This is a genomic window from Bradyrhizobium aeschynomenes, from assembly GCF_013178945.1.
Lineage (GTDB): Bacteria > Pseudomonadota > Alphaproteobacteria > Rhizobiales > Xanthobacteraceae > Bradyrhizobium > Bradyrhizobium aeschynomenes.
Genome location: NZ_JABFDM010000002.1, coordinates 526099 through 552640 on the forward strand (window position 1 = coordinate 526099; position 26542 = coordinate 552640).

General features: G+C 65.5%; 27 protein-coding genes. 14 read left to right on the top strand and 13 right to left on the bottom strand.

Annotated elements, in window-relative coordinates; all coding sequences use genetic code 11:
- Window positions 1-4: 4 nt before the first annotated feature.
- Complete coding sequence (locus HL666_RS07075) at window positions 5-430, top strand: SufE family protein (protein ID WP_172180584.1); 426 nt, start codon at window positions 5-7, stop codon at window positions 428-430.
- A gap of 9 nt (window positions 431-439) precedes the next feature.
- Here the strand turns inward: HL666_RS07075 and HL666_RS07080 are convergent, their stop codons facing one another.
- Window positions 440-856, bottom strand: coding sequence for a Ros/MucR family transcriptional regulator (locus tag HL666_RS07080; protein WP_172112134.1), 417 nt, complete (start codon window positions 854-856; stop codon window positions 440-442).
- 200 nt (window positions 857-1056) lie between these two features.
- Window positions 1057-1977 carry a hypothetical protein gene (locus tag HL666_RS07085; RefSeq protein WP_172180585.1) on the bottom strand — a complete coding sequence of 307 codons (921 nt, stop codon included), beginning with the start codon at window positions 1975-1977 and terminating at the stop codon, window positions 1057-1059.
- Window positions 1978-2420: 443 nt separating this feature from the next.
- Here HL666_RS07085 and HL666_RS07090 point away from each other — a divergent pair, with 443 nt between their 5' ends.
- A complete protein-coding gene (locus HL666_RS07090) occupies window positions 2421-4073 on the top strand; it encodes a glycosyltransferase family 39 protein (protein WP_172112132.1) in 1653 nt (550 codons plus the stop codon).
- Window positions 4074-4178: 105 nt separating this feature from the next.
- On the top strand, window positions 4179-4958 hold the full coding sequence (locus HL666_RS07095; RefSeq protein WP_172112131.1) for a class II aldolase/adducin family protein: 780 nt from the start codon (window positions 4179-4181) through the stop codon (window positions 4956-4958).
- A gap of 122 nt (window positions 4959-5080) precedes the next feature.
- On the opposite strand, the gene HL666_RS07100 is transcribed toward HL666_RS07095, so the two are convergent.
- From HL666_RS07100 to groES, 6 genes are all read right to left on the bottom strand, one after another.
- Window positions 5081-5545, bottom strand: a complete 465-nt coding sequence (locus HL666_RS07100) for a hypothetical protein (RefSeq protein ID WP_172112130.1) — start codon at window positions 5543-5545, stop codon at window positions 5081-5083.
- A 152-nt stretch (window positions 5546-5697) separates the two neighbouring features.
- Window positions 5698-6240 carry a hypothetical protein gene (locus HL666_RS07105; RefSeq protein ID WP_172180587.1) on the bottom strand — a complete coding sequence of 181 codons (543 nt, stop codon included), beginning with the start codon at window positions 6238-6240 and terminating at the stop codon, window positions 5698-5700.
- 86 nt (window positions 6241-6326) lie between these two features.
- Window positions 6327-6776 carry an Hsp20 family protein gene (locus HL666_RS07110; RefSeq protein WP_172180589.1) on the bottom strand — a complete coding sequence of 150 codons (450 nt, stop codon included), beginning with the start codon at window positions 6774-6776 and terminating at the stop codon, window positions 6327-6329.
- Between the two features lie 216 nt (window positions 6777-6992).
- Entirely contained in the window at window positions 6993-7223 is a 231-nt protein-coding gene (locus tag HL666_RS07115; RefSeq protein WP_172112127.1) for a hypothetical protein, read from the bottom strand.
- A gap of 257 nt (window positions 7224-7480) precedes the next feature.
- The gene (gene groL, locus HL666_RS07120; RefSeq protein WP_172180591.1) at window positions 7481-9103 is read right to left on the bottom strand and encodes a chaperonin GroEL; all 1623 of its coding nucleotides are present in this window, start codon (window positions 9101-9103) and stop codon (window positions 7481-7483) included.
- 47 nt (window positions 9104-9150) lie between these two features.
- Entirely contained in the window at window positions 9151-9465 is a 315-nt protein-coding gene (gene groES / locus HL666_RS07125) for a co-chaperone GroES (protein WP_172112126.1), read from the bottom strand.
- Window positions 9466-9684: 219 nt separating this feature from the next.
- Between groES and HL666_RS07130 the strand changes: the two genes are divergently transcribed.
- Together HL666_RS07130 and HL666_RS07135 are read left to right on the top strand one after the other, a co-directional pair.
- Complete coding sequence (locus HL666_RS07130) at window positions 9685-10779, top strand: trypsin-like peptidase domain-containing protein (RefSeq protein WP_172180593.1); 1095 nt, start codon at window positions 9685-9687, stop codon at window positions 10777-10779.
- Between the two features lie 150 nt (window positions 10780-10929).
- Window positions 10930-12147 carry a GGDEF domain-containing protein gene (locus HL666_RS07135; protein WP_172180595.1) on the top strand — a complete coding sequence of 406 codons (1218 nt, stop codon included), beginning with the start codon at window positions 10930-10932 and terminating at the stop codon, window positions 12145-12147.
- 7 nt (window positions 12148-12154) lie between these two features.
- Here HL666_RS07135 and HL666_RS07140 read toward each other — a convergent pair whose 3' ends face one another.
- The 5 genes from HL666_RS07140 to HL666_RS07160 all read right to left on the bottom strand — a co-directional run bounded on the left by HL666_RS07140 (window position 12155) and on the right by HL666_RS07160 (window position 18117).
- A complete protein-coding gene (locus tag HL666_RS07140) occupies window positions 12155-12901 on the bottom strand; it encodes an SDR family oxidoreductase (RefSeq protein WP_172180597.1) in 747 nt (248 codons plus the stop codon).
- Window positions 12902-12927: 26 nt separating this feature from the next.
- Entirely contained in the window at window positions 12928-13764 is an 837-nt protein-coding gene (locus HL666_RS07145) for an alpha/beta fold hydrolase (RefSeq protein WP_172112122.1), read from the bottom strand.
- A gap of 123 nt (window positions 13765-13887) precedes the next feature.
- Window positions 13888-14835: a helix-turn-helix transcriptional regulator gene (locus tag HL666_RS07150; RefSeq protein ID WP_246739211.1), complete on the bottom strand. Its 948-nt coding sequence runs from the start codon at window positions 14833-14835 to the stop codon at window positions 13888-13890.
- A 154-nt stretch (window positions 14836-14989) separates the two neighbouring features.
- Window positions 14990-16393 carry a M20/M25/M40 family metallo-hydrolase gene (locus tag HL666_RS07155; protein WP_172180599.1) on the bottom strand — a complete coding sequence of 468 codons (1404 nt, stop codon included), beginning with the start codon at window positions 16391-16393 and terminating at the stop codon, window positions 14990-14992.
- Window positions 16394-16506: 113 nt separating this feature from the next.
- Window positions 16507-18117, bottom strand: a complete 1611-nt coding sequence (locus HL666_RS07160; RefSeq protein ID WP_172112120.1) for a helicase HerA-like domain-containing protein — start codon at window positions 18115-18117, stop codon at window positions 16507-16509.
- 334 nt (window positions 18118-18451) lie between these two features.
- Between HL666_RS07160 and HL666_RS07165 the strand changes: the two genes are divergently transcribed.
- The 9 genes from HL666_RS07165 (at window position 18452) to HL666_RS07205 (ending at window position 26523) form a co-directional block, all read left to right on the top strand.
- Window positions 18452-18697, top strand: a complete 246-nt coding sequence (locus HL666_RS07165) for a hypothetical protein (RefSeq protein ID WP_172112119.1) — start codon at window positions 18452-18454, stop codon at window positions 18695-18697.
- Between the two features lie 37 nt (window positions 18698-18734).
- Entirely contained in the window at window positions 18735-19142 is a 408-nt protein-coding gene (locus tag HL666_RS07170; RefSeq protein ID WP_172112118.1) for a DUF4332 domain-containing protein, read from the top strand.
- Window positions 19143-19221: 79 nt separating this feature from the next.
- Window positions 19222-20079, top strand: a complete 858-nt coding sequence (gene folP, locus HL666_RS07175; protein WP_172180601.1) for a dihydropteroate synthase — start codon at window positions 19222-19224, stop codon at window positions 20077-20079.
- Window positions 20076-20444 (top strand): dihydroneopterin aldolase, encoded by a 369-nt coding sequence (folB, locus tag HL666_RS07180; RefSeq protein ID WP_009028138.1) that lies wholly within the window; start codon window positions 20076-20078, stop codon window positions 20442-20444. The genes folP and folB overlap by 4 nt, the downstream gene beginning before the upstream one ends.
- 5 nt (window positions 20445-20449) lie before the next feature.
- A complete protein-coding gene (folK, locus tag HL666_RS07185; protein ID WP_172180967.1) occupies window positions 20450-20941 on the top strand; it encodes a 2-amino-4-hydroxy-6-hydroxymethyldihydropteridine diphosphokinase in 492 nt (163 codons plus the stop codon).
- A gap of 100 nt (window positions 20942-21041) precedes the next feature.
- Window positions 21042-22904, top strand: coding sequence for a methylmalonyl-CoA mutase subunit beta (locus HL666_RS07190; protein WP_172180603.1), 1863 nt, complete (start codon window positions 21042-21044; stop codon window positions 22902-22904).
- Window positions 22905-22906: 2 nt separating this feature from the next.
- On the top strand, window positions 22907-23371 hold the full coding sequence (locus HL666_RS07195; protein ID WP_172112114.1) for a GFA family protein: 465 nt from the start codon (window positions 22907-22909) through the stop codon (window positions 23369-23371).
- 20 nt (window positions 23372-23391) lie between these two features.
- On the top strand, window positions 23392-25548 hold the full coding sequence (scpA, locus tag HL666_RS07200; RefSeq protein ID WP_172180605.1) for a methylmalonyl-CoA mutase: 2157 nt from the start codon (window positions 23392-23394) through the stop codon (window positions 25546-25548).
- 201 nt (window positions 25549-25749) lie between these two features.
- Window positions 25750-26523 carry an RsiV family protein gene (locus HL666_RS07205; protein WP_172112112.1) on the top strand — a complete coding sequence of 258 codons (774 nt, stop codon included), beginning with the start codon at window positions 25750-25752 and terminating at the stop codon, window positions 26521-26523.
- Window positions 26524-26542 lie beyond the last annotated feature (19 nt).

The following is a 26542-nucleotide window of genomic DNA, read 5'->3' on the forward strand; positions in this document are numbered from 1 at the left end:
CATCATGACGATCGACGAGATTCGCGACAATTTTGCCCTGCTGGACGATTGGGACGACCGCTACCGCTACGTCATCGAGCTCGGCCGCATGCTGGCGCCGATGCCCGAGGACGAGCACTCCGCCGCCAACAAGGTCCAAGGCTGCGCCAGCCAGGTCTGGCTGTCCAAGCATGCCGATCACAGTGGCGCCGTTCCGGTGCTGAACTATCTCGGCGACAGCGACGCGCACATCGTCCGCGGCCTGATCGCGATCCTGCTGACGCTGTATTCCGGCCGCACGCCGCAGGAGATCCTCACCATCGATGCACCCGCGGTGTTCGACGAGCTCGGATTCCGCGAGCATCTCACGCCGCAGCGCTCCAACGGCCTGCGCTCGATGGTCGAGCGCATCCGCTCGGACGCGCGCGAAGCGCTCACTTCGGCGTCCTGACCGTCTCAGCTACTTCTCGCGCTCTGGGCGCTGCTGCCCCAGGCCCATCTTCTTGGCGAGCTGCGAGCGGGTCACCGCGTAGTTCGGCGCCACCATCGGATAGTCCGGTGGCAGGTTCCATTTGTCGCGGTACTGCTCCGGCGTCATGTTGTACTGCGTGCGCAGATGCCGCCGCAGCGACTTGAAGCGCTTGCCGTCCTCGAGACAGACCAGATAGTCCGGATGGATCGACTTCTTCACCGGCACCGCCGGGCGCGCCGGCTCGGGTGCGGGCTCGCTGCGTCCGGCCGCGACCCGGGTCAGCGCCGCATGCACCTGGCTGATGAGGGATGGAATCTCGGCTGCAGGCGTCGGGTTGTTGCTCAGATAGGCCGAGACGATGTCGGCGGTCAGATCGATAAAGCTCTTGCCGGCCGCTTCTGTCATCGAAAACCCACCCCGCCCCCAACCACTGACTTTCCGTCGCAAGTATCACCCAAACCGGGTGAACGCGTCATCTGTCATTTCTCCAAGCAATATGGGCGAATGACTGGCAAAATGACAATAAGGTGAGGACTTCTTCTTGAGAAGTCTGCCCTCGCCTCAGTACTGTGTACCGTATGCCAGTCTTCCGGATCGCAAGCGCGTCAGGCGCGGCCTTCGAGGTGCGTGCGCAGCTCGTCGATCGATGCAAAACGCATCATCCCTTCCGGCATCTGCGCTTCGATCGAGCCATCCGAATAGAGCGAGTAGGCCATCCCGTCGACGACGCCCGACTTGATGATGGTCGCTGCCGGCGGCTCAATGTCCTGCGGCTCCGGAGCCGGTGTCGGCTCGGGCTCGACGAAGGCCGGCGCGGCGCGCGCCAGCCGGCGAGGGAACGGCGGCCGCAGCGATTCGGAAGGGCGCGCCCGCTCGGGCCGCGACCAGCTGTCCTCCAGACCCGGAGAAGCGGGCTCGGACGCCGGCTCATCGAGCGGCACGGCCGGCGGCTCGCTGAGCGGCGGCGACCGAAAATCCGTCGGCATCGGCTCGGCCGCGCGCTTTTCAGCGCGCTCGCGCTCACGTCGCGACGACGAGGCGAACAGCAGGTTCCGCCGCGGCCGCTCGGCAGGCTCCGCAGCCGGCTCGTCCATCTCCTGCTCAGGGAGGGGATTACGCAAGGACGAGGGCAACGGAGGCGACAGCGGCGCAGAGGTCGACGACAAGGGCGAGGACAGGTCCGGCATCCGCGGCCGGGGCCGCAGTGAGCCGCCCTCACGCCACATATCTTCTGCGGGCGGGACCGGAGACGAGTCGAGCTCGGCCTTGCTGCCGGCGCCCGGCAGTTGCAGGGTCCTGACCTCGGTCTCCGCTGCCGTGCGCGTTCGCAGCCGGTGGGAAATGACCTTCAGCTCGCTCAGGAGCGCGGACAGCCCAAACAGGATGAGCCCGCTGCACACGCCGAGAGTTCCCGACAGGATCAGCGTGTTGCCCACGCTGAACTCCTTCACAGGAATTCCCCAAGCGATCGCTCCAAGCCCGGCCAGGACGGCCAAGGCTCCAGCGGCCAACATAGCACTCATCATTCGAACCTATCCCCTAATGCGTCGGTTCCGGACGGCGTCCCACCGATATCACACTAGTTAGCTGGGGGTGCCCTGCGTCCCTTGAATCGCGGTTCTAGTCGAAATCCGCGACAATTTGCAGCAGAAGTTCGGCCGAAGCCGTTTCCTGCCCCGGCAGAGAAGCTCGACGCGCCACGATCGAGCCACATTTGCTCCCGCCAACCCACGGAACCGTCTCGGGTTCCTCCGGGTTCTTGCGGGGCCTCCCGGTTCAGGACGCGTTCATGTCACTGTGCCAATATGGCGCCAAGCAGCCGAAAATCGGGCTCCTGCTGCACTGCGATGGTCGTGGGACGTTCATATTTCCAACACCTCGGAAACCGTGACGCGCTATACGCAAACGGGGAAAGCAGGCCTGAAGCGCGGAAGCGGGGTCGTTAGGGGACGCCGGGTCACCATCAGCCATGACATCGATAACCACTTCGGTCCTCGAGACGCCGATCCGGCGAACATTCGAACGGACTTGTGACGATCTTGCCATGTTCGTGCTCGCCGCCGTCGCGGTTGTGGCCGGACTGACATTCCGGGATTATGGCCTCGGCTGGGATGACTACACCCATGCCGAATATGCCGATCTGTTGCTGCGCATGTACGGTTCCGGGTTCAGGGACCAGGCGGCGCTGTCGTTCGCCAATCTCTATATGTACGGCGGCGGGTTCGACATGGTTGCAGCCCTGCTGCACAAGATCCTGCCACTGGAATTGTTCGAAACCCGGCGGCTGGTCGGCGCCCTGGTCGGCCTGATCGGGCTGGCCGTGACCTGGCGCCTGGCCCGCCGCATCGGCGGGGCGGTCGCCGGCCTGTCGGCCCTGCTGCTGCTGGCGCTGTGCCCGATCTTCTACGGCCACATGTTCATGAACCCGAAGGATGCCCCCTTCGCGGTCGCCATGGTCGTGCTGCTGATGGGTCTGGTCCGGCTCGCCGATGAATACCCCTACCCCTCGCCGCGCACCATCCTGATCCTCGGCCTCGGCGCCGGTTTCTCGATCGGCTCGCGCATCCTGGGCGGCATGGCGGTGGTTTACGCCATGGTCGGCTTCATGCCGCTGTTCATGGAGGAATACCGCACGCAAGGCACCCGCGAGGCGGTCCGCCGCTTCGCCTCAGTGCTCTATATGCTGATCCCCGGCCTGATCCTGGGCTACCTGATCATGGGTCTGATCTGGCCGTGGTCGATCATCGAGCCCGCCAACCCGTTCCGGGCCCTGACCTACTTCTCGCACTTCTTCGAGAAGCCGTGGAAGGAGATGTTCGACGGCGCGCTGGTTTCGGTACCGGACATGCCGTGGTCCTACCTGCCGACGCTGTTCGCGCTGCAGCTGCCCGAGCTGTTGATCGCGTTGTTCGTGGCCGGCGCCGTCGCCTCGATCATGTCACTGTCGCGGCCCGACATGCCGGCCCGGCAGAAGAGCATCCTGCTGATGCTGACCTTGGCGGCGACGCTGCCGATCCTGATCGCGATCGTCAAGCGTCCCGCGCTGTACAACGGCATCCGCCACTTCGTCTTCGTGATCCCGCCGATGGCCCTGCTCGGCGGCGTCGCATTCTCCTGGTTGCTGTCCTGGCTCAACAACGACGAGCGCCGCAGCTGGCAGCCGGTGGCGATCGCGGCCTTCTGCTTCGGCCTGCTGCTGCCGCTGGCGGAGATGATCCGGCTCCATCCCTATCAATACACCCACTTCAACTACATCGCCGGCACGGTGCGCGAGGCCGATACCCGCTTCATGCTGGACTATTGGGGACTGGCGCTGAAGCAGGCCTCGGACGGCCTGAAGGAACAGCTCGACGAGCGCCAGGAGGTGCCGCCGATCGGCCACAAGTGGAAGGTCGCGGTGTGCGGCCCGCAGCGCCCGGCCCAGGTCGCGCTCGGCCCGGACTTCACCATCGGCTGGGACAGCCATGCGGCCGACTTCGCGATGACGCTCGGCGAGTTCTACTGCAAGGGACTGACCGCCCCCGTGATGGTCGAGATCAAGCGCGACGACGTCGTGTTCGCCCGGGTCTACGACATCCGCGGCCGCAGCATCTCGAGCCTGTTGTCGATCCCGGCGCCCTGAGGCGCCGGCTCAGCCAAACGACATGACAGCCTCCCCGCCCCCGCGCCTTGTCGCGCGGTGGCGGGCCGCTTAGTCTCCGACCAACCCACGCCGTCGGAGATTGCCATGTCGCCAGCCGAAGCACGCCTCAAGGAAGTGCCGTCCAACATGACCGAGGCCGAATGGTCTCAGCGCGTCAACCTCGCCGCCGCCTACCGGCTCGTCGCGATGTTCGGCTGGGACGACCTGGTCGACACCCACATCTCGGCCCGCGTGCCCGGCCCCGAACATCACTTCCTCATCAACCCCTACGGCCTGCTGTTCGAGGAGATCACCGCCTCCAGCCTGATCAAGGTCGACCTCTACGGCAACCAGCTGTCCGAGAGCGAGTACAGCATCAATCCTGCCGGCTTCACCATCCATTCCGCGATCCACGAGGTCCGCGAGGATGCCGGCTGCGTCATCCATCTGCACACGCTGGACGGCGTCGCGGTGTCGAGCTGTGCCGATGGCCTGCTGCCGCTGAACCAGATCGCGCAATACGTCACCCACGACCTCGCCTATCACGACTATGAAGGCGTCGCGCTGGACCATGACGAGCGGCCGCGGCTGCAGCGTGATCTCGGCAGCAAGAACCACATGCTGCTGCGCAATCATGGCACGCTGACGGTCGGCCGCTCGGTCGCCTCCGCCTTCGAGCGGATGTATCATCTGGAGCGTGCCTGCTCGATCCAGGTCCGCACCCGCACGCTCGGCCCGTCGGCCTATCCGGTCCGCGAGGAGGTCATCGACAAGAACGCCAAGCTGTTCGACAACGACGAGCGCGTCGAGCTCCGCTCGACGCAGCTGGTCTGGCCGCCGCTGCTGCGCCGGCTCGATCGCGTCAATCCAGGCTACCGGAATTGATCTTCACGGGCTGATGAGCTAAACAGAAGCCATCATCCTCTACGCTATCGTGAATGAAACGCCGTCCAATTCCGGGCGGCGTTTTTGCGTTCGGGGTCGTGCCGAAGGAAGGAAGCGCGGCGTCAGTCGGCGCTGCATTCGATCTTGCCCTGCACCTCCCGCTTCGTGCCTGCCTCGTCCGGCAGATGAGCCACGAGCTGGTACTGCCCGCGGTAAGGCGAATCGTCGCCGCGGACGCGACGAGTCTTGATGATCAGGGTCACTTCGGGCGAAGGCTCCTTGCCGTCCTTGATCCAGCTGACGGCGAGCCTGATCTCGCGATCATCGTACCAGGTCTGGGTCAGGTGCTCGGCTTCGAAGGTGACGCGACGCGCGGCCGGCGGCATCCAGGGCATCTTGAATTCAGCCTCGCCACCGAACGCGCCGATCGCGCTGCCGACGGAGCGCCCGGCAGATCCATGCAATTCCACGTCGATGGCCTTGTCCTTGGCGTAGCAGACCACGGTGCTGCTCGCCTGCGCCGAGACGCTCAAAAGGCAGGTCAGCGCCGCGAGAGTGACGCTCACTCTCCCTGTCGTGATGGCCATCAACGTGTTCTCCGTCCGGTCGACCCAATGCTCGGCATTGGTCGCCTGACGGGCGCATCTGGTTTGATGGTGAGGAGGACACCAGCCGATGAAGAACGCCGCCCGGCTCGGGCGGCGTCGGGGACGTGCGGGCCTGTGATCCGTCGCTCCGCTCACACCAGGCTCGCGCGCGCCCCTTCGGGCCACTCGCGCGCCGCGCCGAGCCCTTGCAGCTCCGCCGCCAACCGCCGCTCGACGAAACGGCGCTCATGGTCGGAGAGCTTGGTCGCCAGCAACCGACGATAACGCCGCACATTCGCCTCGCGAGAAAACCGCATGCGAGCGGCAGGCCGCATCCGGATCCCTGCTCCCCCGAGTGCATGATCGGTTGCGGCACCGTCCGCCTCCACGTCGATCCGCGGAACGACGCGCATCGCGGCGCCGCCGCGCGGGCGCGGCGGCTGATCCTCGCGATCGAGCTGCCGCAGCGCGCCGAGAATGTCGGCGAGATAGAGCGTCCTGGAGAGGCCCGGAATCTTGCGCAGACCGGGCTGTGACTCGACGGCATACATATCCGACGCCCAGGACGACAGGATCAGCCGCTTCTCGGCCCTGCACAGCTTGCCGTCGTTCAGCAGGTCGGCCGGCGATTCGTAATGCGAGACCGGGTGGAAGCCGGCACTCCCCGCTGTGATCGAAACACGATGCTCGCTCATGGCGTGTCTCCTCCTACGCTCCTTTCACGAGAGACAGATGATGCATGGACGCGGGCACAGACGGCCCGCGTCGCGTATCGAACAACTCAGGCGGCCTTCTGCTGCGCAATCTGCTCCACCGGCTCGGCGCTGATGGCGATGCGGCGCGGCTTCATGGCCTCGGGAATCTCGCGCACCAGCTCGATCCGCAACAGGCCGTTGTCGAACGAGGCGTTCGTCACCTGCACGTAGTCGGCCAGGTTGAACTGCCGCTTGAACGGCCGCGACGAGATGCCCTGATACAGGTACTCGCGGGTCTCCTTGTCGGCCTTGCGGCCTTCCACCGTGAGCACGTTGTGCTCGGCCGTGATGTTGAGCTCGTCCGGTGCGAAGCCGGCCAGCGCCAGCGAGATCTGATAGCGGTCGTCGCCGAGCCGCTCGATGTTGCAGGGGGGATAGTTGTCCTCGACGGCACGCTGGGTCTCGTCGAGCAGACTGAACAGCCGGTCGAAGCCGATGGTCGAACGCCACAGCGGGCTGAAATCATACGTCCTCATAGCCAAGTCCTCCAAAGAGCAAGATGGATACGAAGGAGCGCCGGGCCGATGCAGGACACCTCGGGGACCAGACAACCGGTCAGCGCCCAGAGTACAGCCGGGCCCCAAGAGCACCCGGCACCGCCAGAGCGGCGACAAACGACTTAGAAAAACGCAGGCCCGTTTCAAGAGCCTGCTACGAATTTTTCTCACGCGACGAACGGCCCTGCCAAGGCGTCATGCTGCCACGGCGGACAGCCGTTGCAGCCGCATGGTCGCCTCACGCAAGACGCTGACCAGCCGCTCGCGCTCGCGCGGGTCGATGTCGCCCCGCGACAGCACGGCCTGGCAATGCGCAACGACACGCTGCTCGCTCTCGATGAGGAAACGCGTCAGCCGTCTTGGATCAGCAACGGCCATGACGGATACCGGGTTGGGCGGAGGATGATGATACTGCCAGGCAGGCATGGATGCCCCTGCATACGCGCGCTGCGCTGCATCGAGACCGGGCGGCGCGACAGCGCCCAACCGCACCTCCCGTCGACCATCGGCCCGTCGGCAGGCCGATCGCTCGCACGATTGTGGCCGGCTCTGGACGGACTGCGGTCGTAGTTCGGATTGATAGCTGCGCGTTGTGGCCGATCCACGGCCGCGGGCCACGGCAACTAACTTTCTTTTGAAGAGCCGTGGCGGGCCGGCCTCGCCGGTCCGCCACGGCAAGGCGATCAGAAGTCCATCGACGGGGCCGCAGCAGCGGGCTCTGCCTTCTTCGGCTTGTCGGCCACCAGCGCCTCGGTCGTAATCAGCAGCGAGGCGACCGAGGCCGCATCCTGCAGCGCGGTGCGGACCACCTTGGCCGGGTCGATGACGCCGGCCTGCACCAGATCTTGGTACTCGCCTGTCGCGGCGTTGAAGCCCCAGCTGTAGGTGTCCTTCTCCAGGAGCTTGCCGACCACCAGCGAGCCGTCCTCGCCGGCGTTCTGCACGATCTGCCGCACCGGCACCTGGATGGCGCGGCGGACGATGTCGACGCCGGCCTTCTGGTCGGAGTTGGCCGTCTTGACGCCGTCGAGCACCTTGGTGGCGCGCAAGAGCGCCACACCGCCGCCGGGCAGGATGCCCTCCTCCACCGCAGCGCGGGTCGCATGCAGCGCATCATCGACGCGGTCCTTGCGCTCCTTCACCTCGACCTCGGTGGCGCCGCCGACGCGGATCACCGCAACGCCGCCGGCGAGTTTCGCCAGCCGCTCCTGCAGCTTCTCGCGGTCGTAGTCGGAGGTCGTCTCCTCGATCTGCAGCTTGATCTGCTGCGCCCGCGCCTCGATGTCCTTCCTGGCGCCGGCGCCGTCGACGATCGTGGTGTTCTCCTTGTCGATGACGACCTTCTTGGCGCGGCCGAGCATCGACAAGGTCACGTTCTCCAGCTTGATGCCAAGATCCTCTGAGATCGTGGTGCCGCCGGTGAGGATCGCAATGTCCTCCAGCAATTTCTTGCGGCGATCGCCGAAGCCCGGCGCCTTGACGGCCGCGATCTTCAGCCCGCCGCGCAGCTTGTTGACGACCAGGGTCGCCAATGCCTCGCCCTCGACATCCTCGGCGACGATCAAGAGCGGCTTGCCGGACTGCACCACGGCTTCGAGCAGCGGCAGCATGGTCTGCAGACCAGACAGCTTCTTCTCGTGGATCAGGACGTAGGGATCCTCGAGCTCGACCCGCATCTTCTCGGAGTTGGTGACGAAATACGGCGAGACATAGCCGCGGTCGAACTGCATGCCCTCGACCACTTCGAGCTCGGTATCGAGGCTCTTGGCCTCCTCCACCGTGATCACGCCCTCATTGCCGACCTTCTGCATGGCCTCGGCAAGGAAGCGGCCGATCTCGTTGTCGCCATTGGCCGAGATGGTGCCGACCTGTGCGATCTCGTCGTTGCTGGTGATCTTCCTGGCGTGCGACTTCAAGTCCTTCACGATCGCGTCGACCGCCAGATCGATACCGCGCTTCAGGTCCATCGGGTTCATGCCTGCGGCGACGGACTTGGCGCCTTCCTTGACGATGGCCTGGGCGAGCACGGTGGCGGTGGTGGTGCCGTCGCCGGCGAGATCGGCGGTCTTCGAGGCCACTTCGCGCACCATCTGCGCGCCCATGTTCTCGAACTTGTCCTCCAGCTCGATCTCCTTGGCGACCGTCACGCCGTCCTTGGTGATACGCGGCGCGCCGAACGATTTCTCGATCACGACGTTGCGGCCCTTGGGACCGAGCGTGACCCTCACGGCATTGGCGAGGATGTCGACGCCGCGCAGCATGCGGTCGCGCGCGTCGGTGGAAAACTTCACGTCCTTGGCAGCCATGTTCGTCGTCTCCTTTCCTTTCGATGACTGTCAGTTTTGGCCGATGATCAGGCAGCCTTCTTCGCCACGACCGGCGTGTCGATGATGCCGAGCAGGTCGCTCTCCTTCATGATGAGAAGATCCTTGCCGTCGATCTTGACCTCGGTGCCCGACCACTTGCCGAACAGCACGCGATCGCCCGGCTTCACGTCGAGCGGCACCAGATGCCCTTGATCGTTCCGCGCACCGGGGCCCGCGGCGACGATCTCGCCCTCCTGCGGCTTCTCCTTCGCGGTGTCGGGAATGATGATGCCGCCCTTGGTCTTCTCATCGGCATCGATACGGCGCACGAGCACGCGGTCGTGCAACGGACGGAAATGCATGCACATCCTCCTTTACAGATCAGCGATGTCATAGGACCCGGGTCCCATGAGGCCCCCGGGCGAGCAACGACCTAGGAAAGCCGAACTTTTCGTTCAAGAGGGTCATGAAAAATTTTTGGCACTCGCTGGGAACGATTGCCAAGCCTGCTCTTGAACGGGGCCGGCCGCTTCCCAGCTCTCTGGTCGCCAAAAATCTGATCGCGCTTGTTGGGGATCACCATGCAGCTTCCGCCTACGCTCCGGGCCATCCTGGCGCCAGCCGTTCTGTTTTGTCTGATCGCCGGGCCTGCCTTGGCCCAGATTCCGGATCTCAAGCTCGGCCGGGTGCCGACGCTGGCGCCACTGGTGAAGGAAGTGACGCCGGCCGTCGTCAACATCTCGGTCGAGGGCAAGGTCCGGCAGGACAATCCGCTCTACCAGGATCCACTGTTCCGCGAGTTCTTCGACGTGCCCAAGCAGGTCGAGAAGCAGATCAGCGCCACCGGCTCGGGCGTCATCGTCGATGCGCAGCGCGGCTATGTGTTGACGGCCAACCACGTGGTCGAGCACGTCAATGGCGCGCAGATCCGGACCAAGGACGGCCGCAAATTCTCCGCCCGCCTGGTCGGACGTGATCCCGCCACCGACATCGCGCTGTTGCAGATCAAGGATCCCAACGAGCTCAGGGCCATTTCGCTCGGCGACAGCGACGCATTGGAAGTCGGCGACTTCGTGATTGCCGTCGGTAACCCGTTTGGCCTCGGACAGACCGTCACATCTGGGCTCGTCAGCGCGCTCGGCCGCACCGGGCTCGGCAAGCAGGGCTATGAGGATTTCATCCAGACGGATGCCGCGATCAATCCCGGCAATTCCGGCGGCGCGCTGATCAACCTGCGCGGCGAGTTGGTCGGCATCAACACCGCGATCATCTCGCCCGGCGGCGGCAATGTCGGCATCGGTTTCGCCGTGCCGATCAACATGGCGCGGCGGGTGATGGAGCAGCTGGTTGCCAACGGCCGGGTCGATCGCGGCCGCATCGGCGTCACCCTGCTCGATCTGGACTCGCCGGCGGATGGCCGCGTCGTCGGGGCGCGCGTCGCCGACGTGACTGCGGGCTCTCCGGCCGAGCGGGCGGGCCTGCGCAGGGGCGACGTTATCGTGAAGGCCAATGACATGCCCGTGCGCAGCGCGACGCAGGTCCGCAACCTCATCGGCTTGACGCCGGTCGGCCAGCGCGTGCGCCTGATCTTCGAGCGCGACCGCGCGCTCGGCAATGCCACCGTCGAGGTCGCGCCGGTGACGGAAGAGCGCGCGCGGGCGCGCACGTCCGGATGATCGCCGGATTCAACCTGCGTTCGCTGTCAGGCGCCCGCGCCACGTAGAGTAAATTTTTACCGTCCGTCAATCATGGAACTAGACTAAAATACCGCTCTAAAGTCCTGTTAAGTGTCATCCCGCTTAGTGCAACCCCGCGGAGGTAGTGCAATGCGGGATGATGGTCTGGCGTTCAGTTTGCCACGTTGGCGCGTGACGCGCTGGCTGGCGAACCCTGGATATCCGGTATCTGCGGACATCCGCCTCGCGCTGGTCGGCGAGCTCTATGGCTGCTGGTCGGTGTTCGCCGGCGGTGCCATCAACACCATCGCCGTTGCCGCCGCACTCGCACTACGCACTCCGACCGCCCTCTTCATCAGCTGGTTCGTGATGGAGGTCGTGATCTGCCTGTCGCGGCTGATCGTGATGATCATCTCCTACCGCCGCGCCCGCGCGCAGCTGACGACGCCGACCGACATCCACATTTTGCTGTCGGTGGCCTGGAGCGCCAGCGTCGGCTTCGGCGTCGGCATCAGCCTGGGATCCGGCGACTGGATCGCAGCGTCGCTGACCTGCATCTCATCGGCGGCCATGGTCGGCGGCATCTGCTTCCGAAACTTCAGCGCGCCGCGCCTCGTCGGCACGATGATCCTGTGCAGCATCGGCCCCGTGATCCCGGGCGTCGCTCTGTCCCGTGAGCCGCTGTTGTTTGCGATGTATCTGCAGATGCCCGTGTACTTCCTCGCGATGACCGGCGCCGCCTTCCGCCTGAACAAGATGCTGGTGGCGGTCATGCACGCCAAGCGCGAGAGCGACGAGCGGGCGCAACGCGATCCGCTCACCAGTCTCAACAATCGCGCCGGCCTGATCGACGCGCTGCACAGCAGGCTCACGGGCAAGTCCGGTGATCACCGCGGCTTCGCGGTCCTCTATCTCGATCTCGACGGCTTCAAGCCGGTGAACGACACCTTCGGTCATGCGGCAGGCGATGAACTGCTGATGATCGTGGGCCGGACGCTCAAGGAGATCGTCGCGCCGTCCGACGTCATCGCCCGGATCGGCGGCGATGAGTTCGTCGTAATTTCCACCGATCCCGCGCTTGATCATGCGCTGGCGCTCGGCGATCGCATCATCGAGGTGATGACCACGCCCTTCGTCCTCCCGAACGGCGCCCACGTTCATGTCGGCATGAGCATCGGCATCGCCGCGGCGCCCGATCACGGCACCGATCCGGAGGCGCTGCTGTTTGCGGCGGACGCAGCCCTGTATGAAGCCAAGGCGAGCGGCAAATCGTGCTGGAGATTGGCCTCCGCCGAGGCCAATCTCGCAGCGCTGCGCAAGGTCGCAGGCGACCGGCTCACGACGAGGCCGGTCGTGACGGCGGCCTGACTCAGGCCTAGGCGGCCGAGGCGAGCCAACTGTCGAAATCGATCGCGCCCAGCCGTGCCTGCCCAAGCGGTGTCAGCGACTGGTCGTCGATGACGGCACCGAAATAGCCGGCCTTGGGATCGGCGACCACCTCGCGGCCATCGCCCGCAGCCCGCAGACGTCGCGAGACGAAGCTGGCAAAGGGCTGCTTGTCGGGACCGGCAATGTCGATCGTCGCATTCAGCGGCGTCCGAACGGCGACGTCGGCAAGCGCCGCGGCGACATCATCGGCCGCGATCGGCTGGAACAACGCCGCGGGCACGACGACCTTTCCGTCGACCGCGCCGGCATCGGCGATGCTGCGGACGAACTCGAAGAACTGCGTCGCCCGCACGATCGTGTACGGCAGGCCGGACGTCTTGATCACCTGCTCCTGCGCAACCTTGGCGTGGAAATACGCGAGATCGGCCATCCTGTCGGTGCCGACGATCGACAGCGCGACATGGTGCTTGATACCTGCGGCCTTGCCCGCGGCGACCAGATTGCGGCTCGAGCGCTCGAAGAAGTCGAGCACCGCCGCCGGGCTCCAATCCGGCGCATTCGAGACGTCGACGACCACGTCGGCGCCGTCGAGCGCGGCGCCAAGGCCCTCGCCCGTCACGCTGTTCACGCCGGACTTCGGTGACGCCGGCACGGCGTCATGACCTTGCGCGGCAAGCCGCGCCACCAGCTTCGATCCGATCAGTCCGGTGCCGCCAATCACGACGATCTTCATGGCTTCGTCTCCTATGAGCTCGAGTCTCACGCCCGCACAAAGGCGAGCAGGTCAGGATTGATCACCTCGTGATGGGTGGTGCACATGCCGTGGGGAAACGTCTCGTAGACCTTGAGCCTGCCGCGCTTCAGAAGCTTGACCGACAGCCGGGCAGACGCATCGATCGGCACGATCTGATCGTCGTCGCCATGCATCACCAGCGTGGGCAAATCGATCTTCGACAGATCGTCGCTGAAGTCGGTTTCGGAGAACGCCTTGATCCCATCGTGGTGGGCCTTGGCGCCGCCCATCATGCCCTGGCGCCACCAGTTCTGAATGACGCTTTGCGACAGCGTCGCGCCCGGCCGGTTGAAGCTGTAGAACGGACCGGAGGGAAATTCGGTGTAGAACTGTGTTCTGTTGTCGGCGAGCGCCTTGCGCAGTCCGTCGAACACCTCGATCGGCAATCCTCCGGGATTGCCGGCGGTCTTGACCATGATCGGCGGCACCGCCCCGATCAGCACGAGCTTGGCCACACGGCCTTGCGGCTGACCATGACGCGCGACATAGCGCGTCGCCTCACCGCCGCCCGTCGAATGACCGATATGGACGGCGTCGCGCAGATCCAGGTGTTCGACCACGGCAGCCGCGTCGGCCGCATAATGGTCCATGTCGTGTCCGTCGCCGACCTGCGCGGAGCGCCCATGGCCGCGGCGGTCGATCCCGATGACGCGGTAGCCGCTCGCGAGGAAGAACAGCATCTGATTGTCCCAATCATCGGAGCACAGCGGCCAGCCGTGATGGAACACGATCGGCTGCGCCGTCTTCGGTCCCCAATCCTTGAAAAAGATGTCGACGCCGTCCTTGGTCGTCACAAATGCCATCGTCGCTCTCCTGACATGATCAGCGGGGCGCCCGACATCGGGCGCGACGACGGTATTGTTGCTTGGACGCCGCTGGTGCTCTTGCTTCGGACCGGCGCGAATTGTCGAAAACCGGCCTGACGGTCAGTGATTGTCCTGCGCCGGGGCGCGTCTGTTCGTCGCTCCCTCCTTCGTCCGGCGCCAGCGGTCCGGACTGGTCCCGACCAGCTTCGTGAAAGTCCGGGTGAAGTGGCTCTGGTCAGCGAAGCCGACCTCGAGCGCGATCATTCCCAGAGTGAGTTCGCCCTGCAAAAGCAGATCGCGGGCCCGCGCGACCCGGCGCTGCAACAGCCATTGATGCGGAGCCACACCGACCGACTTCTTGAAGGCGCGCGCGAAGTAGCTCGGCGACAGGTCGAACTCCGAAGCGATGTCCTGGAGCAGGATGTTGCCGGAGATCCTGGCCTCGATCAGGTCGCAGGCACGGCGCACCTGCCAGGCGGCAAGCCCGCCCGGCAACAGCGGCGCCGGTTCGCCGCAGCCGCCATATGTTCGCACCACATGGGCAGCGATCGTCATCGACAGGTGATCGACAAACAGCCGGTTGGCCTCTTCAGGTCGTCCCAACGCCTCGCTCATCGCATGGCTGAGATGCCGCATGATCGGGTCGTCGACGCCCACCGCCGGCTCGTAGGACAGTTCGCCGACGGATGCCATGAACATCTCGCGGGCCGTGACGTCGATGACCTCGCGTGACAGACGATAGAAGATCGAATGAAACGGCTTGTCGATGACGTAACAGGGCGCGCGCTTCATGTCGTAAAGATAGGTGCCGCCGGCGAAGATGTCCTTCTTGGCCACGGCTCGCCCGTTCTCCCAACATTCGCAATCCGGATAGTCGCGAAACTTCACGCTGACCATGTAGGCATCGTCCGGCGGCAGCGGAGTGGACAGGCCCTTCTGCGGATTGTCCGACCGGCATTCTGCGGCCGCCAGCGCGCTGTCGGCGAACGCCCTTGTGACGAGCGTGGGCGCTTGTTCGAGCCGCAGACCCGCCTTCAATCGCTTGCCAAAGATCTCGGTTTCGACCATGACCCCTTTCCTGCCGATCAGGGTTGCATGGTACCCCGATCGGACCGGAAGGAGCTTCTCTGTCGCAGCGCCATCGCTCACAACATCGTCAGCGGCGGACGAACTCGTTGTCGCAGCGGCCGCATTTGGGAGACGCGGCCGCCGGGTTCCATGGCTACCGCGGCATCTCCGCGAGCGCTGCGAGGATGCGGGCCCAGGAGCGGATGCCCTTGTGGTAGCTCTTGAGGTCGTACTTCTCGTTCGGCGAATGGATGTTGTCGTCGTCGAGGCCGAAGCCGACCAGGAGCGAGTCCAGACCAAGCGTCTTCTTGAAGTCGGTGACGATCGGGATCGAGGCGCCCGAGCCCATCAGGATGGTCTCCCTGCCCCACTCATCGGTCAGCGCCTGCTTGGCGGCCGCGAGCGGCTTCATGGTCCAGTCGAGCGCGATCGCAGCACCGGCCGAGTGATCCCCGAATTCCACCGAGCAGTCGCCGGGAATGCGCGCCGAGACGTAGTCGCGGAAGGCCTTGCGGATCTTCAACGGGTCCTGTCCCTCGACGAGGCGGAACGAGACCTTCGCATGGGCCAGCGACGGGATCACCGTCTTGGAGCCTTCGCCGATATAGCCGCCCCAGATGCCGTTGATGTCGCAGGTCGGCCGCGACGAGATCTGCTCGATCAGCAGGCGGTCCTTCTCGCCGGCCGGAATCGAAAGACCGATCGGCTTCAAAAAACTCTCCGGCGTGAGGTTCAGCTTCTTCCACTGCTCCAGGACTTCCGGCGGCACGTCCTTCACGCCGTCATAGAAGCCCGGAATGGTGATGCGACCGTCGGCATCGAACAGGCCGCCGAGCACCTCGGTCAGCACCCGGATCGGATTGCGCGCGCCGCCGCCGAACACGCCCGAATGCAGGTCGCGATTGGCCGCCTTGATCTTCACTTCTTCATAGAGGAGACCGCGCAGCGAGGTCGTGATCGCCGGCGTGTTCGGATCCCACATGCCGGTGTCGCAGACCAATGCGAAGTCGGCCTTGAACTCGTCCTTGTTCTCTTCCAGGAACGGCACGAAGTTCTTCGAGCCGACCTCCTCCTCGCCCTCGATCAGCACGGTGATGTCGAGCGGCAGCGAACCCGTCACCTTCTTCCAGGCGCGGCAGGCCTCGACGAAGGTCATCAACTGGCCCTTGTCGTCCTCGGCGCCGCGCGCCACGATGATCTTGCGGCCATCGGCATGGTCGGCGACGACGGGCTCGAAGGGCGGACGGTGCCACAGGTCGAGCGGATCGACCGGCTGCACGTCGTAATGGCCATAGAACAGCACGTGCGGCTTGGCCGCGCCATGGCCGTTGCTCTTGCCGACCACGGCCGGATGGCCGGCGGTCGGCCGCACCTCGGTCGCGAACCCGAGCGTTGCGAGATCCTTGGCGAGATGGTTCGCCGCCGCCTTGCAATCCTCCGCGAACGCCGGATCGGCCGAGATCGACTTGATGCGGATCAGCTGAAACAGCCGGTCCAGGCTGTTGTCGAAATCGGCATCGATGTGATCGAGAACGGATTGAAGCTGCGCGTTGGCCATGGCCACGAGTTCCCTCAAGCAAGTGAAGCTGTCGACCGCTTGTAGCTCCGTTGCGAGGAACGGGCCAGCGTCATGCGCGACGGCATCGCGCCGGCCCTCGATGGTGGCAGGCATCAACGCCGCAGCAATCCTCCGAGTGCGCCGCGCACCAAGGTCCGGCCGATCGAGCTGCCGAGGGAGCCGCCGACCTGCTTGCCGAGATCGGCGGCAATGCCGCCGACGACCTTGTCGGTGACGGTGCGCGCGACATTGCGGGCGATCACCTGGGTGGTCGAGAGCTGGCCGCGCTTGACGTTGGTGCCGAAGATCGACGCTGCGAGATTGCCGATCGTACCCAGCACGCCGCCGGACGCGCTCTCGGTGGTCACCGCCTTTCCGACGATCCGCTTCTGCAGCAGCTCATAGGCGGATTCGGCATCAATCTCGGTGTCGTATTTGCCCTTGACCGGGCTCGCTGCGATGATGGCCTTGCGCTCCTCCGGCGTCACCGGCCCGATGCGCGCCGACGGCGGCCGGATCAGGACGCGCTCCACCATCGACGGCGTGCCGTTGCCTTCGAGGAACGACACCAGCGCCTCGCCCTTGCCGAGTTCGGTGATCACCTTGGCGGTGTCGAGCTTCGGGTTGGGACGGAACGTGTCGGCGGCGGCCGCGACGGCCTTCTGATCGCGCGGCGTGAACGCGCGCAACGCATGCTGCACGCGATTGCCCAATTGCCCGAGCACGCGATCGGGGACGTCGAGCGGGTTCTGCGTGACGAAATAGACGCCGACACCCTTGGAGCGGATCAGCCGCACTACCTGTTCGATCTTGTCCATCAGCGCCTTCGGCGCATCGTTGAACAACAGATGGGCCTCGTCGAAGAAGAACACGAGCTTCGGCTTGGCGAGATCGCCCACCTCCGGCAGTTCCTCGAACAGCTCGGACAGCATCCACAGCAGGAAGGTCGCATAAAGCCTGGGGTTCTGCAGCAGCTTGTCGGCGACGAGGATGTTGATCATGCCGCGACCGTCGCGGTCGGTCTTCATGAAGTCCGTCAGCGAAAGCGCCGGCTCGCCGAAGAATTTCGTGCCGCCCTGGTTCTCGAGCACGAGCAACTGACGCTGGATTGTGCCGACGGTCGCGCGGGTGACGTTGCCAAACGACTGCGCCGCCTTGCGGATCGGGGCCAACGGATCTTCTGCCGCATCCGTGCCCTTCTTGCCCGCTTCCGGAATGATCGCGTCGAGCAGCGCGCGCAGATCCTTCATGTCGATCAGCGCGAGGCCGTTCTCGTCGGCGACGCGGAAGGCCACGTTGAGGACACCTTCCTGGACGTCGTTCAAGTCCAGCATCCGCGCCAGCAGCAGCGGCCCCATCTCGGTGACGGTGGCGCGCACGGGATGGCCCTGCTCGCCGAACACATCCCAAAATACCGTCGAGAACTGATCAGGCTGATAGGTAAGTCCGAGCTCGCTCGCGCGCTTGAGAATGAAGTCCTTGGCTTCGCCGGTCTGCGAGATGCCGGAAAGATCTCCCTTGATGTCGGAGGCGAAGACCGGAACACCGGCGCGGGCGAAGCCTTCGGCCATTACCTGCAGCGACACCGTCTTGCCGGTGCCGGTTGCTCCGGTCACGAGGCCATGGCGGTTGGCAAGCGCAAGCGTCAACCAGGCCGGCTGCTCGCCGGCACCTACGAGGATCTTGTCGCCGGTATCAGCCAGGGATTTTCCGGATGGTGCCATGTTGATCCGTCTTTCGAGAATGAGTGTTGCGCATCGCACGTCGTGAAGAAACATTCGTGCGGTAACATACTTTAGTTTCGCAGGCTGGAACCAGCGTCAGGGTGCCTCATCTCTTCGCAACTTGCGCATCGTCCATACCATTGGTGCTGCGCGATGCGCAGGTTTCATCCGTAGATTCAACATCTGGTCTTGCATGGCTGCAACAGTTCATCATCGATCGCGAATCGATTCGCGCACCAAGCGCGCTCGTCGCTTGTAATTCACGGATCGTCCGATCAAGATGAAATCAGCGAGGACGTCCGGTCTTGGGGGACCGGATGACGACGGGGTTCACATGAACAAGCTGATTGAGCCGCTGGCCAGAATGGCCGGCATCGATATCGCTGTGGCTGAAGAGATTTGGCTGACGAGCCCAGACATTTCCTTTCCGACGTCCTTTGCAACAACGCGCCGCGATAGCAGTTGGGTGGTCCGCCAGCCGCGACCGATCAATGGCCTGCCCTTGAACTTTCCGACTTCGGCAACGACCAAATCGGAACAGACCGGATGGGCACGATGCGGTTGGGCACGCGAGGCCTGAACCAGTTCGCCTGAAGCACCTTCGCGCGCCGAGTATCATGACATATTCGATCTCCGAACTGGAAGGCATGACGACCTTCTATGCCTCCAAGCTGAAAGCTTTGGGCATCCGGACCACCGACGCATTTCTCGAAGCTGCGCGCACCGTCAAGGGACGCAAGATGCTCGCCGCCAAGACCGGCATCAGCGAGCAGCAATTGCTCGAATGGGCCAACGTCGCCGACTACATGCGCATCCCCGGCATGGGCAAGGCCAAGGTTTGCCTGGTCCGGGCGGCGGGCGTTCCCACGGTCCGTGAGCTGGCCCATCGCAATCCCGCCCGGCTGGCACAGAACATCAAGGAAGTGAACACGCGCCGTCAGCTGGTCCGCATCCTGCCGTCGGAGAAGTCGGTCGGCCAGCTCATCGAAAAGGCGCGCCGGCTGGAGCCCAAGATCAGCTACTGACCGGCCTGTCATGGACTGCGCGCCGCTTGTGCGGCGCGGCATCTTGACTCGCTCGTGGCAACCGCGCAAAGCGGCGCGCATGAGCGCCAATTCGCCGCACTCCGCCTCGGACCTCACGTCGAGCCACCCGCTGCTGCGGGCGTGGCTGGCGCGTCCGTTTCCGGCTGTGATGGGAATCTTGAACGTCACGCCGGATTCCTTCTCCGACGGCGGCCGCTTCGATGCGCCGGAACGCGCCATCGCGCAGGCCAAGAGCATGATTGCGGCGGGCGCTGACATCATCGACATCGGCGCCGAATCCACCCGCCCCTACAAGGGTGCGCAGCCGGTGACGGCCGAGGAGGAACTGGCGCGCCTGCGGCCCGTTCTCCCCGCCATCGTCGCACTCGGTGTGCCCGTGTCGATCGACAGCATGAAATCTCAAGTTGTGGCCCACGCTTTGGAACAGGGCGCGGCCGTTGCGAACGATGTCTGGGGTCTGCAGCGCGACCCGGCGATGGCGGAGACCGTTGCCGCCCATGGTGCGCCGGTCGTCGTGATGCACAACCGGACCGAGGTCGACCCGGAGATCGACATCATCGCCGACATGCTCGGCTTCTTCGAACGCTCGCTCGGCATCGCCGCGAAGGCCGGCATTCCCGCCGGCAACATCGTGCTCGACCCCGGCATCGGCTTCGGCAAGACCGCCGAGCAGAGCATGACGGCGCTGGCACGGCTCGACGCATTCGCGTGCTTCGGGCTGCCGCTCTTGGTCGGCGCCTCGCGCAAGCGTTTCATCAGCACCGTGGTGGCGTCGGAGCCGCAGGAGCGGCTCGGCGGATCGATCGCGGCGCATCTGATCGCGGCTCAGCGAGGGACGGCGATCATCCGGGCGCATGACGTCGCCGAGACGGTTCAGGCGGTGCGCGTGGCAGCGGCAATCGAGGCACAGAGATGACCGATACCATTTTCATCAAAGGCGTCCTCATTCACGCCCGTCACGGCGTCATGGAGCATGAGAGCGAGGTCGGCCAGCGCTTCGTCATCGATCTCGAACTCTATACAGATCTGTCCGACTCCTCGCGCAGCGACCGGCTCGCGGACACCGTGTCCTACTCCGACGTGGTCGAGACGGCGACGGCGGCCTTCAAGGACGTCAACTACCGCCTGCTCGAACGCGCCGCCGGCGCGGTCGCCGACGCGATCCTCTCGACCTTCGCCCGCATCCGCGCCGTCAAAGTCACCGTGCACAAGCCGCATGCGCCGATCGCCGCGATCTTCGAGGATGTCGGCGTGGTGCTGACGCGCTCGCGGCATCCGTGATGGCGATGGCCAGCGCGCTGATCGCTCTCGGCGGCAATGTCGGCGACGTCAGGTCGACATTTCAGCATGCCATTCCCGAGATCGTGCGGCGCGCGCAGGCCACGCTCGTGGTGCGCTCCTCCGACTACATCACCCCGCCCTGGGGCGAGGAGCAGCAGCCGCCTTTCATCAATGCCTGCATTGCGATCGACACCGCTGTTGCGCCGCGCGCGCTGCTCGCCACCCTGCACGAGGTCGAGCGGATGTTCGGCCGCAACCGGGCGCAGGAGACGCGCTGGGGTCCGCGCACGCTCGATCTCGATCTCCTCGCCTATGACGATGTGAGCCTCGACACCCCCGATCTGACCCTGCCACATCCGCGCTTGTTCGAACGCGGCTTCGTGCTGGTGCCGCTGGCGGAGATCGCCGGGGATCGCCGGATCTCCGGCCGCCGGGTCGACGAGGCGTTGCGCGCGGTTTCGCGCGACGGAATCCGGCCGCTCCCCTCAGCCGAATAGCTGACATTCCCGGCCAAACAACCGTTTGGCTTCGCGTTCCCGACGTGGCATTTTGCGCCACAATAATCGCGATAACAGACGCCCGGGAGATGCGAGCCGCATGACGACCGACACCGACAATCTGCGCCTGGCCGCCGACTTCGCGCCGGCCAGCGAAGCGGACTGGCGCAAGCTGGTCGATGGCGTGCTGAAGGGCGCCGCCTTCGAGAAGCTGGTCGGCAAGACCTATGACGGGCTCAAGATCCAGCCGCTCTACCCGCGCGCCAAGGATGCTGCGCTCGTGGCCGGCCGCGCGCCGGCCGCATCCTGGCAGATCATGCAGCGCGTCGATCATCCGGACGCCGCGAAGGCCAATGCGCAGGCGCTGGTCGACCTCGAAAACGGCGCTACCGGGCTGACGCTGGTGTTCGCCGGATCGAATGCGGCGCATGGCTTCGGCCTAGCGGCCTCGGCCGACGCGCTCGCCCGCGCGCTCGACAGCGTGCATCTCGACGCTGCGATTGCCATCGAATTGCAGCTTGGTGAATCGTCCGCGCCCGCCGCGTCTCTCGCCGACTACGTCAAGCAGCGCGGCTTCAAGCCCGAGGCCTGCGACATCCGCTTCGGCCTCGACCCGATCGGCGATGCGGCCAGCCGCGGCGCCAGCGCCCATGATGCATCGACGCTCGGCGGCAACTCGGGCTCGCTCGTCAAGCAGCTGCACGACGCCGGCTTCAAAGGCCCGTTCCTGGCCGCCGACGGCCGGGTCGTGCACGATGCCGGCGGATCGGAAGCGCAGGAGCTCGCCTTCGTGCTCGCCTCCGGCATCGCCTACCTGCGTGCGCTCGAAGCCGGCGGCATGGCGCTGGAGACCGCGCGCGACATGATCTACGCGCGGCTCGCGGCCGACACCGATCAGTTCCTCACTTTGGCGAAATTCCGCAGCCTGCGCCGGCTGTGGGCGCGCATCGAGCAGGCCTGCGGTCTGCAGCCGAGGCCGCTCTTCATCTCCGGCGAGACGGCGTGGCGCATGCTGACCCGGCGCGATCCCTATGTGAACATGCTGCGTGCCACCATCGCGACCTTTGCGGCCGGCCTCGGCGGCGCCAACGCAGTCACGGTCCTTCCACACACCGCGGCGCTGGGCCTGCCCGATGCCTTTGCGCGCCGCGTCGCGCGCAACACGCAACTGGTGCTGTTGGAGGAAAGCAATCTCGCTCGCGTCGCCGATCCCGCCGCCGGCGCCGGCGGCATCGAGGCGCTGACGACCGAGCTTTGCAGCACCGCCTGGGCGCTATTCCAGGAGATCGAGAAGGCCGGCGGCGTCGTTGCGGCGCTGCAGGCCGGGCTGATCCAGACCAAGGTCACGGCGGTGAAGCAGGCGCGCGATGCCAACATTGCCAAGCGCCGCGACGTGCTCACCGGCGCGAGTGAGTTTCCAAATCTCAACGAGGCCGAAGTGGCTGTCGAGCCGGTGGCGCCGTTGACCCCGCCGCCGGCGCCCACGGCCGCGCTCCGCTTCGCGCCGCTGACGCCGATCCGTCTTGCCGACGCGTTCGAGCGGCTGCGCGATCGTTCCGACAGCCTGCTCGAGAGCAAGGGCCAGCGTCCTTCCGTGTTCCTCGCCAATCTCGGCACCGCCGCCGACTTCACAGCACGCGCGACCTTCGCCCGCAGCTTCTTCGAAGCCGGCGGCATCGCTGCGGTCGATGGCCAGGGCAGCTCCGATCCGGCCGCGCTCGCCGAGGCCTATCGCGCCTCCGGCGCCGGCATCGTCTGCCTGTGCTCCTCGGACAAGGTCTATGCCGACGCCGCGGTTCCCGCGGCCCGGGCCCTGCAAGCGGCCGGCGCGCGCCATATCTATCTCGCAGGCCGCGGCGGCGAGCAGGAAGCAGCCTTGCGCGAGGCCGGGATCGGCAGCTTCGTGTTCGCCGGCGGCGACGCGCTGAAGACGCTCGAAGACGCCTATACGCATCTGGAGTGAGCATGACCGAGGCCAGCAAACCCGTCCTCACCGGCGGCTGCCAATGCGGCGCGATCCGCTACGCGCTGATGTCGGCGCCGACGCGCGTCAGCATCTGCCATTGCCGGATGTGCCAGAAGGCGTCGGGCGCGCCGTTCGCCTCCTTCGCCGACGTCAATCGCGAGAACTTCGTCTGGACGCGCGGCACGCCGGGAACGTTCCGTTCCTCCTCGATCGCCGACCGCTATTTCTGCGCCGCCTGCGGCACGCCGCTCGGCTTCGGCGCCATCGACGGGCCGCGGATCGAGATCATGACCGGCACCTTCGACCGGCCCGACCGCGTCGTGCCGACGCGGCAGTTCGGCTCGGAATCCCGGCTCGGCTGGGTGGTCGCGATCGCCAATCTTCCGAGCCAGACCACGCAGCAGAATTACGGACCGGACAAGATGGCAACCATCGTCAGCCATCAGCATCCGGATCATGACTAACGCGATGAGGACACGAGGCCATGAGCCGCATTCCTGATTTCAGCACCATCGCATTCGAACCGGTTGCCGCTCCCACGCCCGCAGGCGCCGCCGAGCCGTGGCTGACGCCGGAGGGCATCCCGGTGAAGCCGACATATGGCGAGGCCGATCTCGCCGGCATCGACTTCCTCGACACTTGGCCGGGCATTGCGCCGTTCATGCGCGGTCCCTACCCGACGATGTATGTCAATCAGCCCTGGACCGTCCGGCAATATGCCGGCTTCTCCACGGCGGAGGATTCCAACGCGTTCTATCGGCGCAACCTCGCCGCGGGACAGAAGGGCCTCTCCGTCGCGTTCGATCTCGCCACTCATCGCGGCTATGATTCCGATCATCCGCGCGTCGGCGGCGATGTCGGCATGGCCGGCGTGGCGATCGATTCGATCTACGACATGCGCACCTTGTTCGCCGGTATCCCGCTCGACCAGATGAGCGTGTCGATGACCATGAACGGCGCGGTGCTGCCGATCCTCGCTTTGTTCGTCGTTGCGGCGGAAGAGCAAGGCGTGCCGCCGGAGAAGCTGTCGGGCACCATTCAGAACGACATTCTGAAAGAGTTCATGGTGCGCAACACCTACATCTATCCGCCATCGCCCTCGATGCGGATCATCTCCGACATCTTCGCCTTCACCTCGCAGCGGATGCCGAAGTTCAATTCCATCTCGATCTCCGGCTATCACATGCAGGAGGCCGGCGCGACGCAGGACCTCGAGCTCGCCTACACCTTGGCCGACGGCGTCGAATACTTACGCGCCGGCATCGCCGCGGGCCTCGATGTCGACCGCTTCGCGCCGCGGCTGTCGTTCTTCTGGGCGATCGGCATGAACTTCTTCATGGAGGTCGCCAAGCTGCGCGCCGCGCGGCTGCTGTGGGCGAAGCTGCTGAAGCCATTCAATCCGAAGGACCCGCGCTCGCTGTCCTTGCGCACGCACAGCCAGACCTCCGGCTGGTCGCTGACCGCGCAGGATGTCTACAACAACGTGGTTCGTACGGCCGTGGAGGCGATGGCGGCGACGCAAGGCCATACGCAGTCGCTGCACACCAACGCGCTCGACGAGGCGCTCGCGCTGCCAACCGATTTCTCGGCGCGCATCGCCCGCAACACGCAATTGTTCCTGCAGCAGGAGAGCGGCACCACCCGGATCATCGATCCCTGGGGCGGCTCGTACTACGTCGAGCGCCTCACCCGCGACCTCGCCGCCAAGGCCTGGGGCCATATCCAGGAGATCGAGGAGCTCGGTGGCATGGCCAAGGCGATCGAGGCCGGCGTGCCGAAGCTGCGTATCGAGGAGGCCTCGGCCAAGACCCAGGCTCGCATCGACACCGGCCGGCAGTCGGTGATCGGCGTCAACAAGTACAAGCCGACCGACGAGCCGCCGCTCGACGTGCTCAAGGTCGACAATTCCACCGTGCGCCGGCTGCAGATCGACAAGCTGTCGCGGCTGAAGTCCGACCGTAAGCAGGCCGAGGTCGATGCCGCCTTGGCCGCGCTGACGCGCTCGGCCGGCGACGGCAACGGCAATCTGCTGGCGCTGGCGATCGACGCGGCGCGCGCCAAGGCGACCGTCGGCGAGATCTCCGACGCGCTGGAGAAGGTGTTCGGCCGCCATCGCGCCGAGATCAAGTCCATCACCGGCGTCTACAAGCGGGAGATCGCCGCCATGTCCGGCAAGGCCGAGAAGCTGCAGGCGCTGATCGAGGCGTTCGAGGAGGCCGAGGGCCGCCGTCCCCGCATCCTGGTCGCCAAGATCGGCCAGGACGGCCACGACCGCGGCCAGAAGGTGATCGCCTCGGCGTTTGCCGACATCGGCTTCGACGTCGACATCGGGCCGCTGTTCGCCACCGCGGACGAAGCTGCGCGGCAGGCGGTCGAGAACGACGTCCACATTCTCGGCGTGTCGTCGCTGGCGGCCGCGCATCTCACCGCGGTGCCGGAGCTGAAGGCCGCGCTTAAGAAGCAGGGCCGCGAGGACATCATGATCATCGTCGGCGGCGTGGTGCCGCCGCAGGATTACGATGCGCTCTACAAGGCCGGCGCCGAGGCGATCTTCCCGCCGGGCACCGTGATCGCCGACGCCGCCGAGGAGCTGATCCACAAGCTCAACGCGCGGCTCGGCCACAGCGAGGCGGCGGAATAGTCCGACCGCGCCACACCCCACCGTCATTCCGGGGCAAGGCCGAAGGCCTTGAACCCGGAATCCCGGCATTGTCTTGCGTTCATTCCTGACAGCGTCGAGCTATTGACGCGCTGTAATCAATCGCCGCGCGTTCGATCTGGGCACGATCGAACCTTTGCTGTACGTGCACGCACAGACAACCAGACCCGGATCACAAGCCTCATGTCTTCTACCAAACTGCTTGTCGCCGCCCTGTTCGGCCTGCTCACCCTCTCGCCGGCGATCGCCGCCGAGGCCAAGCCCGATGCGTCGATCAAGACCAAGGCCGCCGAGGCCAGCGTCACGCTGAGTGCCGACATCAAGGCCGATCCGGCGCTCGCCGCGAATTGCCTCGCCGAAGGCCGCAAGTGGATGGACAAGCAGGCTGCGGACGCCGCCAAGGACTACAAGGAGGATAAGGCGCTGTTCCGCGACGGCCCCTACTCCTACGGCCGCGATTATTCGGTGCGCTCGATCGTCGCCGACCGCTATGTCAGCGTGCTGCGCAACGACTACATGGACACCCACGCCGCCCATCCCAACAGAGACGTCGACACCATCCTCTGGGACAAGGCTGCCGCCAAGCGCATCTCGATCCGCCCGTTCTTCAACGAGACCGCCGACAACGGTCCGACCATGACCGCGATGAGCAAGGCGATCATCGCCTCGCTGCGAGCAGAGAAGAAGGCGCGCGACGCCGGCGACACTGACGAGTGGTGGTTGAAGAGCATCGCGCCGAAGCTGCTCGGCATTGGCGCCGTCACGCTCGCGCCCTCGACGCTGGCCGGCAAGAGCTCTGGCCTCACCTTCCACTATCCGCCCTACGCCGTCGGCGCCTACGCGGAGGGCGACTATGTCGCCTTCGTGCCCTGGGAAACGCTGAAGCCCTATCTCAGCGCGGAGGGGCAGGCGATCTTCGGCGGCGCGAGGCCGAAGGGGGATGCCGAGGAGAACTAGCTGGCCGGGCCGCTCGCAT